The sequence below is a fragment of the Streptomyces sp. NPDC051219 genome (assembly GCF_040682335.1).
In the GTDB taxonomy this organism is placed as follows: Bacteria; Actinomycetota; Actinomycetes; order Streptomycetales; family Streptomycetaceae; genus Streptomyces.
Map to the genome: position 1 here is coordinate 1 of NZ_JBFBAS010000056.1, position 13,675 is coordinate 13,675.

A 13,675-nucleotide genomic window follows, 5' to 3' on the forward strand; every position below is an offset into this window, starting at 1 on the left:
ATACCCCGCCTTTCAGCCCGGCCCCCCCCCCCCCCCCCAACCCCCCCCCCGCCACACGCCCCCCCCCCCCCCGGCCCCCCCCCCCCCCCCTCCGCGCCGCCCCCCCGTGGGGGGCCCGCGACCACCGAGACGGCATCAGCGAACGTCGACGGTGCCGCAGCCGGCATCACCGGGTCGTCCGCGAGCGCGACCAGAGCGACGGTGAAGTGCCGGCGCACGTCCTCGGCTCGCCTGGCGAACGCCCGCAGCCAGCCACGGACCGTGCCCTCGGCCAGGCCCAGACGGGCGGCGACCTGGCGGTGGCCCATGCCCAACGCGGCTATCTCCAGCCCGGCCCCAATTACCTCGGCCACATCCGTTCGCCGCGGCCAAAATGCCTCCGCCAGCAGCACGTGGGTGACCTTGCAGGCTGAGCAGCGCGTACGGCGTGGCCGCAGAAACAGCCGGGCCCCCAGATCACCCCGGATCGACCGCGGTCGGCCATGACCCCACGGCGCTAGGGGCGAGGAGCACAGCGGACATTCCAGTTGGCCAGCCCGCAGCTGTCGCTCGACAAGCAGCGCGTCCGAGTCCACGATCAGCACCAACACCTCCGCCTGACCTGCAGCAATCAGCCGAAACCTCTCCAGACGGGACAGCATTCATGTTCGGATCACCCGGTCAGCGGCCTCACCCGAAAATGGCCTCGCGCCGCCGTGCTGCCCTTCCCGGGCAGGAGGGATGATGCCTCCGTGGCGACAAGGGCCTGTCAGGCGGATCATGTGACTACTAGGCTGCGGCAATGGAACGCTTAACGGATGCGCCCGAGAGTCTCGCCCAGTCTGCAGATCTGGCCCAGGTGAATGACTACGACCGTTTCGCCGAGGCGTACTCGGCGGAGAACGAGAACAACCTCGTGAACGCGTACTACGAGCGGCCCGCGATGATGGCCCTCGCCGGAGACGTCGCCGGTCGCCGGATCCTGGACGCCGGTTGCGGCTCGGGCCCCCTGTCCGCTGCACTACGCGACCGCGGTGCTGTCGTCACCGGCATCGACGCCAGCGCCGGGATGCTGGCGTTGGCAAGACAGCGGCTGGGTGACGACGTGGCCCTGCACGTGGCCGACCTGCGCGACCGCCTGCCGTTCGACGACGGCGCATTCGACGACGTGGTCGCGTCGCTGGTGCTGCACTACCTGGAGGACTGGGGGCCGACACTGGCCGAGTTGCGGCGAGTACTCAGGCCCGGCGGCCGACTGATCGCGTCGGTGGACCACCCCTTCGTGGCCTACACGATCCAGGATCCCCGGCCCGACTACTCCGCGACCACCAGCTATGGCTTCGACTGGACGTTCAACGGGCAGTCCGCCCCGATGAAGTTCTGGCGCAGGCCGCTGCACGCGATGACCGACGCCTTCACCGCCGCCGGCTTCCGCCTCACCACCATCAGCGAACCGCAGCCTGACCCAGCCGCCCGTGAGCTGTTCCCCGACGACTTCCATGCCCTTTCGACCAAAACCTGCTTCCTCTTCTTCGTCGTCGAGGTACCGCCCTCGGCTGCGGGCTCGTACGAGTAGCCAATCGGCGGATCACGAGCGGAGCCAGAGTCGGATCGAGGCGACGATGACGGTGCCGTGGAAGACGTAGGCACGCTGCAGAGGTAGCCTCCGCGGTTCTTCGTGTTCACCGTGTCGTCGCGCACCAAGTTCGCCCCAGGCATCCGACCTCTCACACGGACGTCTTCACCGCGATTGTCGCCAAGCCCCTCGTTCATGCTCATACAGAACGTCGCTCAACAGCCCTCGGTACGGAGCGCACACAACCGGTGCAGTGATCGTTTCTCCGGTGAAAGGCACCACCCGCCCGGGTGATCCGGGCCGCGGTCGCCTTCCGGCACGGGTGCTGCGGCAGCTAGAACGCCGGGGCGTGATCACCAACATGCGACGCGGCCTGCCCGCGCTCCTCCTCGCTACCCTGCCCCTGCTTCCTGCTGTGCCCACCCAGGCCTGGGGCACGGCCGCACCTCAGGCGGCTACCGCCGCGGCCGTTCCGCTCCCGGGCGCCGCGCCCGCCCAAGAGGTGCTGCCGCTGTTCGAAGCCATCGACCGGCGGTACGTCAAGCCGTCCGCCGAGGCGATCGCCGAGGTGACGAGTCTGCTTGCGCCCGGAGACAGCCGCCGCTGAACCAGGTCTGGGCGATCGCTTGGTGGCTCGCGGCCCCGAGGCAGGCTGAGCTACAGCGGCCGGCCCGGATCGCCAGCCACTCCGTACGGATGCCTGGATGGCTGCGGAGCGTTTCGCGCGCCGCAGCGCCGGCCTCGCGGCCTTCGGCAACGGTCATCTCCAGACAGCGCCGGTGGAGCTTGCCCCAGCGGTCATCTACGAACGAAGGGAAGATAAACACGCCACGCCGTCAGACGCCTGACCAGTTACGGCAGATCAGTCCGTAGCCTCGCGGACGTCCTTTCCCTGCTCGGCGAACGCCTTGAAGTCCTGCATGTGCTGTTGCGACTGCTTGCGGAAGGCGCCGGGCATCAGAAGTCCCACCAGCTTCATCAGAAAGCCGCTGAACCGGTATTCGTTCTCGCTCTCCCAGAGCGTCGTTTCCTGGCTGGCTTCGGTCAGCCGGTCGCGCACGGCGCTCCACATGCCCTCGCCGACGATCTCGCGGTCGAAGTGAACGACGCTCGTTTTCGGGATCTCGCGCAGGTCTGCCGGTTCTTGGCGTGTGATGGTCTCGGTGCACTCGATCTTCCGCTGGCCCATCTGCATCACGACCCGCGACTTGGTGCCGAGCTGCCCGTGCTCCCCACTCAGCGGCTCGTGCAGCACCAGGCCCCGCAGCCATTTCGGCAGGTGTGCCGGGTCGGCGAGCAGCTGGACCACCTTCTCCCGCGGCAGGGCGATCTCGATGGAGACGGTGTATTTCATGGTGCGCATCATTCTTTTCCTTTGGGACAACGTGCTTTTGTACTGCTCGTCGTGCTCCTCGGCTGAGGGCACTGCATTCTGTGTCCGTAAAGTAAAGGTAGCGAGGTACGGGGCGAGTATCTCCAGTGCCTCTGCCTGTTGGCCCTGGTCGCCGAGCAGCCGTGCCCACTCCCCGCAGAACCACTCCCCATGGCTGGCCCAGAACTCCACCTTCTCGGCATGGCCGAGTTCGAGAAGTCGAGAAGCCAGATGCGGCGGAATGCAACCAGACTGCGTCCGGGCCCGATAGTCAAGATCAGCAGCGTCCACAGCGCGTACCGTAGCTACTCCCCCTGACACGACCTCCAGCTCCGAATATCGCCTACTGGGGATGACGCCCCCCACCAGCTGATGTCACGTGAGGCCGAGGGTTCGTAGGGGCCGGAGGTAGTCGCGGCCGGTGTGGCGGAGGGCGGCGGCGATGTTGGTCTGGCCGTCCTGGCGGAAGACGCTGATGGCAAGGTTGCGCAGGGAGGCCATGGCGCGGGGCAGGGTGCCGGTGCGGACCTTGGAGGCTCGCTGGGATTACTGCTGGCAAGTTGTCCGGGCTCGCGGGCGGCGCATTTGCCAACCCCGCAAGCCTGTGGCTTGGTTCATATACGCTGACGACGAAAGTGACGGGTGTGTCGGGAGAGTGCCTTAAGACTGGAGGCTGTTACCAGAAGGCACAGGTGCAGTTCACGGTGGCTAATCCGATGACGGTGGAATCTGCCACGCGAGATCCAATTAACGGATACAAAGGTGGTGGGTCAGTAGCACCGTTGAGGGCGGTTTCAGACAATCTGAGGGAGCAGTTCCCGGGTGGGCAGAAGGATGTCAACGTAACCATCACCTGGAGTGAAGAGATCGTCTACACCAGTTTCCCCTGACAGTCGTTGCGCATTTCCGGCAGCAATCTGCTTTCGTCGCCCGTGAAGCCCCCTGGCCTGCCCCGAGGTAGCATACTCGAGGCAGGCCAGGGGGCCCGTGGATCTATGTGATCAAGCACGGTGCGAGCGGCAAGGGAACGGAGACCATGCGAGTGATAGGACAAGTTTCCCGTCAGATGTCGAACCGCGCAGCATTTGCGGCAAGGGCAGCGCAGCCATAATGAGCAATGACGGCAATTTCCATGATTCTTGCCAGCGTTGCACTCTCCGCGTGAAGTGTCAGATCCATTCGCTAGTATTTTTTGTTCTAGGCAGGCGACAAATGAACACCTTTTATCCTCGTGTGGTAATCCGGTTCTGGCTCCTTCCGCTTTTGGCTGCAACGGTAATGCTTGGCTCTGGTTGTGCAGCCTCAACTGGCAAGGATGAGGGCTCTGAACTGAGGGATGTGCAGATCGTGGGGACCTGGGCGAATGCTGAGGGAATTTCAGTTTCGTTCTCGTCCGGCGGGGCATTTTCCAGTGCCAGCGCATCTTGCGGCTACTTCTTCGCTGGTGAGGCGGAAGAAACGAAGGAACTTGAAGGGGAATGGGATCTTCGCACGCCGCCCCTGGGGGGAGCCCGTGAAGTTTCTGTAACATTCCCTCCCGGTGACTGTAGTGAGGGACCCTCGATTGGCTCCTTTTCTGTTCACCGGGTAAAAGGTGAAATCGTTCTCTATGTAGGAGACGTCGATTACCTTGAACCACGCCGGCTTCTTCATAAGGAAAACTGAGCGCAGTGAGTCCTGCCCCTTTCGCCGCGGATAAGTAAGTGCGATCGGCGTCGGTGCGGCGTCGGTGCTGCATCCATCGGCCCGCGCTCAGGGAGCGAGGCTGGTGGGCAGCGATCCCCGACATCCACAAGCGCAACGAAGGCGCAGCCTCTACCAGCCGGTGATGGTCATCGCTGCCCTGGTCGTGCGAACCGCAAAAAGTTCAAACCAATCAATGATGGCGGTCGGTTCGTGTCAGAGGAGAGTAGTTTCAGGGAAGAGTCCCCGGTGAAGTACGTGAGGAGTCTTGAAAGGTTCGCGGACTACCTTGAGCAACTTCGCCTCACCTTGCTCAACGATCCCGACTCGTGGCAGAATCTGTCACTTCCCGACTATCTGGAATCTGTGCAAGCTTGGGTGCTGGGGATGGATCGATCTCTGGAAAACCTGGGAATTCCTGCATCTGAGCTAGATGCGATTCCTCGGTGTCTGGTAGCGGAAATTTTCGATTCAGGAAAGTACTACGAGTAACTTCAGGGCATGGTGCAGAATCCACACACTTAGCCCATTTGCAGGGGTACCGCTGCTGTGATCAAAGCGCTGCCACACCAAACGGCCGACATCTCCCAAACGACACCATCGCTCTCCTCCACCGCAAATAGATGAAGGAGAGTGATGTCACTTCGCCAGGAATTTTGAATGCGTGCAACTGCCCCGGCCGAGCAGACGGCGGAAGACCTCGGGGACAGTTGCTCCCCAAGGCCTTCGCTGAGCTCAGTATTCTCTGGGCTTCCAAGCGCGGATCTCGAGGTGGACGATGATCGCGTCGGGGTCGAGGCGCCCGGTGTCCACCAGCCAACCGCGCACGGCGGCCGCAACGTCTCCTCCCGCCGCGTCGACCATGGCCTTGAACTCGACGGCGTCGACGCCCTCCTCGCCTGAGCCCGGGCCGCCGACGTTGTGGCCGTACCGCGACTGCCGGCTCAAGGGCGACGGCGTCCACCACGCCATGCGCGGCATCGCCCGCCTGCACAATCTCAACCTTGCTGGATAGGACCATGGCCGAACTCAGGCAGGTCCCTCACCCGCGTCCACCAGCGAGGGGCGGCGTGTGCCGCGGCCACTGCGCGCCCACCTGTTCCACCACAGCGGCCCGGAACGCTTCCACAAGGACGCATCCGGGATACGTCCCAAACGCTCCGTACTTCCAGCGGTAGTAGCACGACCAGTAGCTCACCACGCGCCGCTCCGCGCGCGCGAAGAAGGCCGGATTCCGAGCGATGAACTCCCCGTAGAGTCGGCGCTGGGCCGAGCCCGGGACCGCGAGTCCGGGAAGACCCCGGCCGATCGCCTCAAGGATCTCCAGCACGTATTCCCCGGCCAACTGCACCACGAACGGGACCACCCACGGCTCGCCCGACGCCACAATCTGCTCAATGTGCCGCTGGCGGACCCGGCCATCACTGTGCCGGGAGTACAGGCAGTGCACAATCACCTGCTGGGTTCCGGCCAGGGGCTGCTCCAAGTCCGCGCCCGGCTCCTCGTTGTAGATGCGCGACGGGATGGCGACGGTCTCGCCCTGCACCTCGACCTCGAAGGGCATCATCGGCGCGAGCCTGGCCTCCGGCATGACCGCCAGGACCCTCTGCACGTCACCGGCAAGACGGGTCGGAAACGCTGCCACCAGGGCATGGGCGACGTTCGACGGATCCCGAGGCAGCTGCACAACAGGAGCATCGGCGGCGAACCTCTCGCGACGGCATCAGTGACGCTCTGGGACAGGGCCGAGGGAGTCATCGAGGCCGATGCTGGTATCGCCTCTGGCGAGATCACGCTGACCCTTCCACCCAAGTGGCGGCGATCAGACGCAGAAGGCTTCACGCGCGCGATGCCGAGCTGTTCCGCACGAGGTGGTCAGCCCGGCACTCAGCGGGTCGCGCGGGCTGCTTGCCGCTGTCTCGCCTTGGCCCTGGCAAACGTCTCCAGGTCACTTCGAGGGTGCATGTAGACGTAGCCGTCGGCAGCGTGGATCTGCACGGTGTTGATCTCGTTGACGATGGCTCTGGGAATGCTGACCACCATGTTCTCCGGTCCCAAGGCCAGCAGGTGCCTGGGACCGATGGACAGCACGATGGAGTGCGCGTCCCCGAAAGCCATGTTGTACGAGAAGGGCGTCGTGTCCGTGCGCACGGTCACCGCTGGATTGTCGCCGATCAGGAACTGCCCGCTCTCCGGCGTCAACACCTCCAGATGCCACTTCGCCGCCATGACGCGCACTTTGTTGAGCATGTTCTCGATGCTCGTGCGAAACAGCTTGCCGCTCCCGAAGTCCTGGGTGGCCTCGGACTGCTCGATGAGACGCTCGGCAAAGGAACCGAGGGAGCCGGATCCAGGCAGATGGAGCCCGGTCTGGCGCAGCGCCTCACGACGGACGTGCTCCGGGTACTGCCTGATGAGCTCGCCGCGGACATTGACGCGCACAGTCTCGAACGCGCTGGTGTACACGCCGCGGTAGCGGTGCGAGCGCACGTAGTGGAGTACGACCAGGTCGCGCAGCACCTCGACGTGCAGGGGGTCGGCGAACGGCGTGCCGGCTTTCACGGCCGCGAGCGCGGCTGGGACGCGCGTCTCCACCGATCCCCACAGATCCTCGGCAGACGCGGAGTCGAACGCCACGAAGTCCTTGGACGTGCCGCACGCCCCGGGACCCTTGAGCTTCTGTCGACGCTCCGGGTTCCACACGTCGAAGGGCAATAGCTGCCAGCCGCTGCCCTTTGGTCCAAGCATCGTGAACTGCCTGAGGAGGACCTGGGAGACGAGGTGCTGCTTGGATATGTGAGCTACGTTCACGCGTCAGATTCTGCCAAGCGCCCGGCGCACCGGGCCAAGGCTTTGACTGAGCCGTCGTGACCGCTTCGGCGTCTGCTGCCGCTGACGTTCAGCACCACGCTGCCGCCCTGCGGCGAACGACGGCCACAGCGCCCACAGCCCGATGACTCCGGCGAGGCGGTCCAGCCGCGTGGCGAGGACGGCCGGTGGGTACAGGCGGGCGTGGAGCGGGGCCACCCACATGACGACCTGAAACGTCGGGCCGGGCTGGTAGAGGATCTATTGGCGGCGTGAGGCGGAACCTGTCAAAGCGATCAAGGCAGGTAGATCGTTCTAACGCTGTGCTGGGATCAGTGGGCCGCCTGGTGCCGGCTGGTTGATCCAGGCCGCTGCGGGGACCTTCGGGGGCTCCGGTGGCTTGCGGACGAAGCGTTCGGGGTGCTTCGCGTAGACCGCCTGGAGGACGTCGGCACGCATCTCGCGGAGCTGCTCGGCGAGACCGAAGTGCACGTCGTAGGGCGTGTGCAGGCCGATCCCGGAGTGCCGATGCTCCTCGTTGTACCAGATGAAGAACTGGGTGCACCACGCCCGGGCGTCCTCGAGAGATCCGAAGCGCTCGGGAAAGTCGTGCCGGTATTTCAGGGTCTTGTACTGGCTCTCGCTGTACGGGTTGTCGTTCGACGTCTTCGGCCGCGAATGCGACTTGGTGACGCCGAGACCGGCCATCATCTGGGCGACGTTCTGCGCGACCATCGGGGACCCGCGGTCCGAGTGGATCGTCAACTGCCCTGGATCGATGCCGTTCTTGGCGATCGTCTCGGACAGGAACCACTCGGCGAGGTCCTTGTTCTCGTGGGCGGCGATCAGCCAGCCGACCGTGTAGCGGCTGAAGATGTCGATGATCGTGTAGAGGCAGTAGGCCGGGGTCGGCGCCGCGGCGGTGGAGGTCGCACAGCCGGACCTGCCGGCCTACGACCGCGTCTTCCAGCTGATCGAGGGCGGCGCAGGAGAGGAGTGAAGCCATGGTCACCCGCACCACCGCATCCCGGGACGTCGCCGCCGAACTGGCCTTCTTCAGCCGTGCGTTGAAGGCGCCGGCGTTGCTGGATGCTGCCGACCGGCTCGCCGAACGCGCCACCGCCGAGTCCTGGACGCATCAGGAGTATCTGGCCGCCTGCCTGCAGCGCGAGGTCGCCGCCCGCGAGGCCCACGACGGCGAGGGCCGCATCCGCGCGGCCCGTTTCCCCGCCCGCAAGACCCTGGAGGAGTTCGACTTCACCCACCTGCGCGGGCTGAAACGGGAGGCGGTGGCCCACCTGGGCACCCTGGACTTCATCACCGGCAAGGAGAACGTGGTCTTCCTCGGCCCGCCCGGCACCGGCAAGACCCACCTGGCCATCGCCCTGGGCATCCGCGCCTGCCAGGCCGGACACCGTGTCGCGTTCGCCACCGCCTCCCAGTGGGTCGACCGGCTGGCCGCCTCCCACACCACCGGCAAGCTCCAGGACGAACTGCTGCGGCTCGCGCGCGTCCCCGTTCTGGTGATCGATGAGGTCGGCCCCAACACATCCCGTTCGAACCGGAAGCAGCGAACCTGTTCTTCCAGCTGATCTCGGGCCGCTACGAACGCGCGTCCGTGATCGTGACAAGCAACAAGCCGTTCGGACGCTGGGGCGAGGTCTTCGGCGACGACACCGTCGCCGCCGCCATGATCGACCGTCTCGTCCATCACGCCGATGTGCTCTCCTTGAAGGGAGACTCCTACCGGCTTAAAGACCGCGACATCGGCCGCACGCCGAGCGCGGCAACCGGGTGAACAACTGCACACACGGGGTCAAAAGTCACCGACCCCAAAGGGGTCCAGGTTCAGCGACCGCCGACACACCCGACGGACTGCCGGGTCAGATCTGGCCAGCGACCCTTCGGCCGAGCTGTTCAAGGAAGTCTTGGATGGATTCTGCGGCGACCTCGAAATCGTCGAACCAGGAGGCAGTGGTCGATCTCCAGACTCGTCCACTGCCTGCCACCACGAACAGATGGCCACCACCATCACTGGCAAACAGGATGGCAGGTTGCTCGTCGTCGATCCGGACAGATCCGTACTCGTGGAAGTGCTCAGCGACCGTCAAGGCCGGGTGGACGAAGTATCCGTGCTCGACATCAGGCAAGGAAACTTCGCAGACCACCCAGTAAAGGGTCGTCAGGTCAGAGGGGATCGGCGTCAGATCCACGAGTGCATCCGCCGCCCCATGGCTCTCTTCTGTTGCGAAGATGACGGCATTCTCACCGGGCGGGTAACCGTGCTTCTTCAGAAACGACGACATCAAAGCCGAGAGCCCCGCAGAAGTCTGTTCGCACCAGCCCCGCACCCACTCCGAGTCGAGCCGCTCACCAGACACGTCCATCCTCCTCGGCATACCTCCAGTGCAGCACCTGCTGGAGCTGATCGACGAGGCCGCCGCCGACGAGCGCGAAGAGTTCCGCCCCGTGATCGAGCTCAGCCCGGAAGAGCGGCGGCAGGTCATCACCCTGCCGCCGAGCATCGCCAGGCTCACGGCGGTCAAGCACCTCGTGCTCTACGGCAGCAACCTGGTCCGGATTCCGCCCGAGATCGGGGCCATGACCAGCCTGGAGGAGTTCACCCCCTACACCTCCTACCGGCTGCACTGGTTCCCCTACGAGATCACCCGATGCCGGAAGCTGACCCGCAGCACGGTGAGCACGCGCGCGTTGGTCGGCAACTACAAGCTGCGACCGCCCTTCCCACAGCTTCAGCCCTCCCCAGGCCCCGTCGCGGACCTCGATCCGGGAAACCTGGACCCCCGGCGCTGGGGCGCCACCACCATCCACAGCTGCAGCGTCTGCGACCGCCCGATCGAACAGAGCGGACTCCATCAGGTGTGGATCTCACTGCGCGTGGCCACTGACGTACTGCCCCTGCTGGTCAACGCCTGCTCATCCGCCTGTGTCACCGCGCTGCCTGACGGCGCTCGCGACTACATCGCTACACCGCACAAGGGCGGCCGAGTCGACCAGCCGGCATCCGACTGGGACTGACGAGCCGAACACCCCCTGGTCCGCCGGTCGCCGGAGAAACGACCGCAGCCACGTGCCTGAGGCCCGAACGTCTGGGCGGGGAAGCTGACGTTGCCGATGGGGAATTACGTGACCGTCGACACGCCCAGGCTCACCTTGCCCTCCGACCTATTGGCATCAGCGTGAACCGGCGCCGCGCCCACCAAAAGCGCGACCGCACCGGCCACAAAGATCAGTTTCCTGATGGGCAGTCCAACGCCAGCAAGTGCACGGGGCGAAACGGCTGCGGGAGCCCGACCACTCCCACGAGTGACAGCCACCGACGAACATCACCAAGTCCGGGCTACGCACGGGGAGGCCGACCCGCAGTCCACAATCACAGGCGGCCGAGCCCGGGCTCCGTGAGCGGGTCCGAACAGACAGATACCTCCGGCGGGCCCTCTCTCGGAGGGGGTGGGGCCTGTCGCTCGGGTGCGTGGTGTCGGGGGAGGGCGCGGCGCGGTCCCCTCCCCGGACGGGCACCAAAGGCCAGCACACCCGCCGCCGGGCCACCAGGCCAAGCCGCCTGCGGCGGTCGCGCAAGCGCGAGCCCGGCACCCCGACAACGGGCGCGCTGTGAACTACGTCTGCCCGACCGAGGAGGGAACCACCCGCTCAGGCCCGAACCATGCCCTGCAGCCCCACCAGAACCGCACTGAGGTAGCACGAGCCTTGCGCACACCCGCGAGTGATGCGCACGACCTCGGCAAGAACCTCATGGCCATACCGAGGCTGTCGGCCAATTGGCTCTGTCCACTTCAAGCGACAGCGTTTGTCGGCTGGTGTCAGCAGCAGCTGGTTCCCGGCGCGCGTGCGGATGTTCACGAGATTTGACGGCACGGTGTTCGCGCAGTCGGTCCGGTGCGATGATCACTAAGCGGCTTCGCATTCCGGCACGCCATCCGGCAGCCCGGGCCGCACCGCGGGAGCGGACCGACGGAAGGGACCCGGCGTGCGCAGACTCGTCCACTACATCGCCAGCACTCTCGATGGCTTCATCGCGGGCCCGGACGGCGCGGACCCCACCGGTCCGAACGGCTTCTGGCCCATACCGGAGGACTACATCCAGCACCTCGTGGCCGAGTACCCGGAGACGCTGCCCGTACAGGCCCGACAGGCCCTGTCCGTCACAGCGGCAGGCACGCACTTCGACACCGTGCTCGAAGGCCGACGTAGCTACGAGATCGGTCTGGCGGCCGGGATCACCGACGCCTACCCCCACCTGCGTCACCTGGTCTTCTCCCGGACCCTGACCGAGAGGCCGGACCCGGCCATTGAACTCGTCGCCGAAGATCCGGTGGCGGCCGTGCGGGAGCTCAAGCAGCAGGACGGCAAGAACATCTGGCTGCTCGGCGGCGCCGAGCTGGCCGGATCCCTGTACGCCGAAATCGACACGCTGATCCTCAAGGTCGCCCCGCTGACCATCGGCGACGGGATCCCTCTGTTCTCCCGCAAGGCTGCCTTCGACCCGCGCACCTGGACACTTACCGACCACACCGTCCTCAAGAGCGGCGCGGTAATCCTCACCTACACGCGCGTCATCAGCTGAGCCCTCCAGGCGGGCGGCGCAGCGTGAGGCCGGGCGCGGGCGCGCTCGTAGGGTCATGCCAACGCCGCCTGGCCGTAAGCCATGGCCGTGGATGGCTGCCAGTGAGTGCAGCGGGGGCGACACGAACCCGCCGTTTGCGGCTCGCGTCGCCCCTGCGGCATGACCACGTCTTTCACCGGAAACGCCCCGGTGCTGTCTTGGCAAGCCCCCACTGCTGTCAAGACTTGTGAACACCACCCGTCCGTCGTTCCGGGTGCCTCCAAACCGATGAACAACTGACGTCACGACTCGACTCGTGAACAAAGTCAGCCAATCGGCCGCTCTGCTCAACGACCCATTTCTGGGCACCGCGGGAGGCACAGGTCCGGCCGGGGTCCCCATGGCCGACGAGGAGAGAGCGTGAACAGGAAGGAGACGCATTCCGGGGCCGGCCGTTGTCCACGACCAGCGCTCTGTCCACAGGGCGTTGGGTGCCAGAGGCGATCGGTGGGAAGATCCCCGGAACGCACCGAAAGGGGGAGACATTCGTCCCGCACTCGTGCACGACCTCAGCAAAGCTCTCGACTCCGCCCCCACCGCGGATGTCCTGGCCGCAGCCTGGGACACCTTCGACCTGGCCGGCCAAATCGCCGATGCCATCACGTGGGACGAGGAAAGCGACGAACCGCCGTGCGCAAGCCGGGCTCGGTGTGGACCGAGCTGCCCCGGCCCGCGAGCGCCGGCGCCGAGCCGGTCGGGCACGTCCGTCTCGGGTACGCGCGCGCCTCGACCGCCCGGCGGTCCCTCGACGCGCAGCTGGACTCCCTCGCCGGATCCGGGGTCACCCGCATCTTCTCGGAGAAGATTTCCACCCGCGCCACCAAGCGCCCCGGGCTGGAGGCCGCCGTGAAGCTCGCCGGGGAGATCCGCTCCTCTGGCGTCGCCGTCACCCTCGTCGTCCACGAACACAAACGACTCGGCCGCGGCATCGAACTCGCCATGCTCGCCGAGGAGCTGAAGGCGAGCGACGTCGGCCTGGAGTTCCTCACCGGAGAACTGAAGGGCTCGCACGACCCCTCCGGCATCGTGTTCACCGTGCTGGCAGCCATGTCCGGCATGGAACGCGAGTACATCCGCGAACCGCACCCTCGAAGGCCACGAGTCCGCCCGCAAGCGCGGCAAGGCCATCGGCGGCGCAGGCGTCACCGACGACTCCATGAGGGCATGCCCAGGGACCATCCCCGCATGCGCGGGGAGCAGTCGGTCTGGCAGGACGTCAGCAAGGGCCGCTGAGGACCATCCCCGCATGCGCGGGGGGCCTTCCCCGTGAGCGCGGTTCTCTGAGGAACGGTGCAGCTCAGCAGCTATGCGATCGACCGTAGTGTGCGCGACAGGTGTGGTGCTATCGCTGGATAGGGTGATTGGGCAGAGACTCGACTGGACATGTGCCGTCGCCTGAACGCACCCCTCGGGCGCTCAAGAGGCATGCCGATGTCGTAGTCGCGTGATGATGGCGCTTTTAAGAACGACTCCGACTGGAGTTCCGTGAAAGGCCAGGTCATTGGCTTGAATGGTGAATCACGCCCCCGACTGGTCACCCTGCCAGTGCAGCGCTCACCCGGGCCAAGCGGTCGCTCGGCAGCGCGAAGTCATTGGCGGGGTTGCGGAGCGA

The 13,675-nt window shown here is 65.8% G+C and carries 15 protein-coding genes and 2 pseudogenes; 9 read left to right on the forward strand and 8 right to left on the reverse strand.

The features are described from left to right. Positions 1 to 641 (reverse strand): DUF6431 domain-containing protein (locus AB0M62_RS32945; RefSeq protein WP_366078020.1); only part of this gene is annotated, 641 nt, incomplete at its 3' end. Positions 642 to 781: 140 nt separating this feature from the next. Here AB0M62_RS32945 and AB0M62_RS32950 point away from each other — a divergent pair. Together AB0M62_RS32950 and AB0M62_RS32955 are read left to right on the forward strand one after the other, a co-directional pair. Beyond that, positions 782 to 1,555, forward strand: a complete 774-nt coding sequence (locus AB0M62_RS32950; protein WP_366078021.1) for a class I SAM-dependent methyltransferase — start codon at positions 782 to 784, stop codon at positions 1,553 to 1,555. 268 nt (positions 1,556 to 1,823) lie between these two features. Continuing rightward, positions 1,824 to 2,162 (forward strand): hypothetical protein, encoded by a 339-nt coding sequence (locus AB0M62_RS32955; RefSeq protein WP_366078049.1) that lies wholly within the window; start codon positions 1,824 to 1,826, stop codon positions 2,160 to 2,162. Between the two features lie 255 nt (positions 2,163 to 2,417). Here the strand turns inward: AB0M62_RS32955 and AB0M62_RS32960 are convergent, their stop codons facing one another. Together AB0M62_RS32960 and AB0M62_RS32965 are read right to left on the reverse strand one after the other, a co-directional pair. After that, complete coding sequence (locus tag AB0M62_RS32960; RefSeq protein WP_366078022.1) at positions 2,418 to 3,218, reverse strand: SRPBCC family protein; 801 nt, start codon at positions 3,216 to 3,218, stop codon at positions 2,418 to 2,420. An 84-nt stretch (positions 3,219 to 3,302) separates the two neighbouring features. Further along, entirely contained in the window at positions 3,303 to 3,428 is a 126-nt protein-coding gene (locus tag AB0M62_RS32965; protein WP_366078023.1) for a hypothetical protein, read from the reverse strand. Positions 3,429 to 4,139: 711 nt separating this feature from the next. Here AB0M62_RS32965 and AB0M62_RS32970 point away from each other — a divergent pair. Next, positions 4,140 to 4,592: a hypothetical protein gene (locus AB0M62_RS32970; RefSeq protein WP_366078024.1), complete on the forward strand. Its 453-nt coding sequence runs from the start codon at positions 4,140 to 4,142 to the stop codon at positions 4,590 to 4,592. Between the two features lie 753 nt (positions 4,593 to 5,345). Here the strand turns inward: AB0M62_RS32970 and AB0M62_RS32975 are convergent. Beyond that, on the reverse strand, positions 5,346 to 5,558 hold the full coding sequence (locus tag AB0M62_RS32975) for a hypothetical protein (RefSeq protein ID WP_366078050.1): 213 nt from the start codon (positions 5,556 to 5,558) through the stop codon (positions 5,346 to 5,348). On the opposite strand from AB0M62_RS32975, the pseudogene AB0M62_RS32980 reads away from it, so the two are divergent. Beyond that, a pseudogene (locus AB0M62_RS32980) lies at positions 5,542 to 5,625 on the forward strand (IS5/IS1182 family transposase); the annotation flags it as partial. The gene AB0M62_RS32975 and the pseudogene AB0M62_RS32980 sit on opposite strands and share 17 nt — an antisense overlap. A gap of 27 nt (positions 5,626 to 5,652) precedes the next feature. Here AB0M62_RS32980 and AB0M62_RS32985 read toward each other — a convergent pair. From AB0M62_RS32985 to AB0M62_RS32995, 3 genes and pseudogenes are all read right to left on the reverse strand, one after another. After that, positions 5,653 to 6,297, reverse strand: a complete 645-nt coding sequence (locus tag AB0M62_RS32985) for a hypothetical protein (protein WP_366078025.1) — start codon at positions 6,295 to 6,297, stop codon at positions 5,653 to 5,655. A gap of 200 nt (positions 6,298 to 6,497) precedes the next feature. Further along, positions 6,498 to 7,421, reverse strand: coding sequence for a DUF4238 domain-containing protein (locus tag AB0M62_RS32990; protein WP_366078026.1), 924 nt, complete (start codon positions 7,419 to 7,421; stop codon positions 6,498 to 6,500). A gap of 312 nt (positions 7,422 to 7,733) precedes the next feature. Further along, positions 7,734 to 8,318 (reverse strand): annotated as a pseudogene (locus AB0M62_RS32995) (integrase core domain-containing protein); the annotation flags it as partial. Between the two features lie 104 nt (positions 8,319 to 8,422). On the opposite strand from AB0M62_RS32995, the gene AB0M62_RS33000 reads away from it, so the two are divergent. Continuing rightward, positions 8,423 to 9,010: an ATP-binding protein gene (locus AB0M62_RS33000; protein WP_366078027.1), complete on the forward strand. Its 588-nt coding sequence runs from the start codon at positions 8,423 to 8,425 to the stop codon at positions 9,008 to 9,010. Next, complete coding sequence (locus tag AB0M62_RS33005; protein ID WP_366078048.1) at positions 9,010 to 9,216, forward strand: ATP-binding protein; 207 nt, start codon at positions 9,010 to 9,012, stop codon at positions 9,214 to 9,216. Before AB0M62_RS33000 ends, AB0M62_RS33005 begins: the two co-directional genes overlap by 1 nt. An 85-nt stretch (positions 9,217 to 9,301) precedes the next feature. On the opposite strand, the gene AB0M62_RS33010 is transcribed toward AB0M62_RS33005, so the two are convergent. After that, positions 9,302 to 9,805 (reverse strand): hypothetical protein, encoded by a 504-nt coding sequence (locus AB0M62_RS33010; protein ID WP_366078028.1) that lies wholly within the window; start codon positions 9,803 to 9,805, stop codon positions 9,302 to 9,304. A gap of 19 nt (positions 9,806 to 9,824) precedes the next feature. On the opposite strand from AB0M62_RS33010, the gene AB0M62_RS33015 reads away from it, so the two are divergent. The 3 genes from AB0M62_RS33015 (at position 9,825) to AB0M62_RS33025 (ending at position 13,296) form a co-directional block, all read left to right on the forward strand. Further along, positions 9,825 to 10,457 carry a leucine-rich repeat domain-containing protein gene (locus tag AB0M62_RS33015; RefSeq protein WP_366078029.1) on the forward strand — a complete coding sequence of 211 codons (633 nt, stop codon included), beginning with the start codon at positions 9,825 to 9,827 and terminating at the stop codon, positions 10,455 to 10,457. A gap of 970 nt (positions 10,458 to 11,427) precedes the next feature. Beyond that, positions 11,428 to 12,024 carry a dihydrofolate reductase family protein gene (locus AB0M62_RS33020; protein ID WP_366078030.1) on the forward strand — a complete coding sequence of 199 codons (597 nt, stop codon included), beginning with the start codon at positions 11,428 to 11,430 and terminating at the stop codon, positions 12,022 to 12,024. 669 nt (positions 12,025 to 12,693) lie between these two features. Beyond that, positions 12,694 to 13,296, forward strand: coding sequence for a recombinase family protein (locus AB0M62_RS33025; protein WP_366078031.1), 603 nt, complete (start codon positions 12,694 to 12,696; stop codon positions 13,294 to 13,296). Positions 13,297 to 13,675 lie beyond the last annotated feature (379 nt).

What these genes read in the sequence shown, in the direction of transcription:
- AB0M62_RS32950 (WP_366078021.1), top strand. Translation starts at nt 782, where the DNA reads ATGGAACGCTTAACGGATGCGCCCGAGAGTCTCGCCCAGTCTGCAGAT.
- AB0M62_RS32965 (WP_366078023.1), bottom strand. Translation starts at nt 3,428, where the DNA reads ATGGCCTCCCTGCGCAACCTTGCCATCAGCGTCTTCCGCCAGGACGGC.
- AB0M62_RS32970 (WP_366078024.1), top strand. Translation starts at nt 4,140, where the DNA reads ATGAACACCTTTTATCCTCGTGTGGTAATCCGGTTCTGGCTCCTTCCG.
- AB0M62_RS33000 (WP_366078027.1), top strand. Translation starts at nt 8,423, where the DNA reads ATGGTCACCCGCACCACCGCATCCCGGGACGTCGCCGCCGAACTGGCC.
- AB0M62_RS33010 (WP_366078028.1), bottom strand. Translation starts at nt 9,805, where the DNA reads ATGGACGTGTCTGGTGAGCGGCTCGACTCGGAGTGGGTGCGGGGCTGG.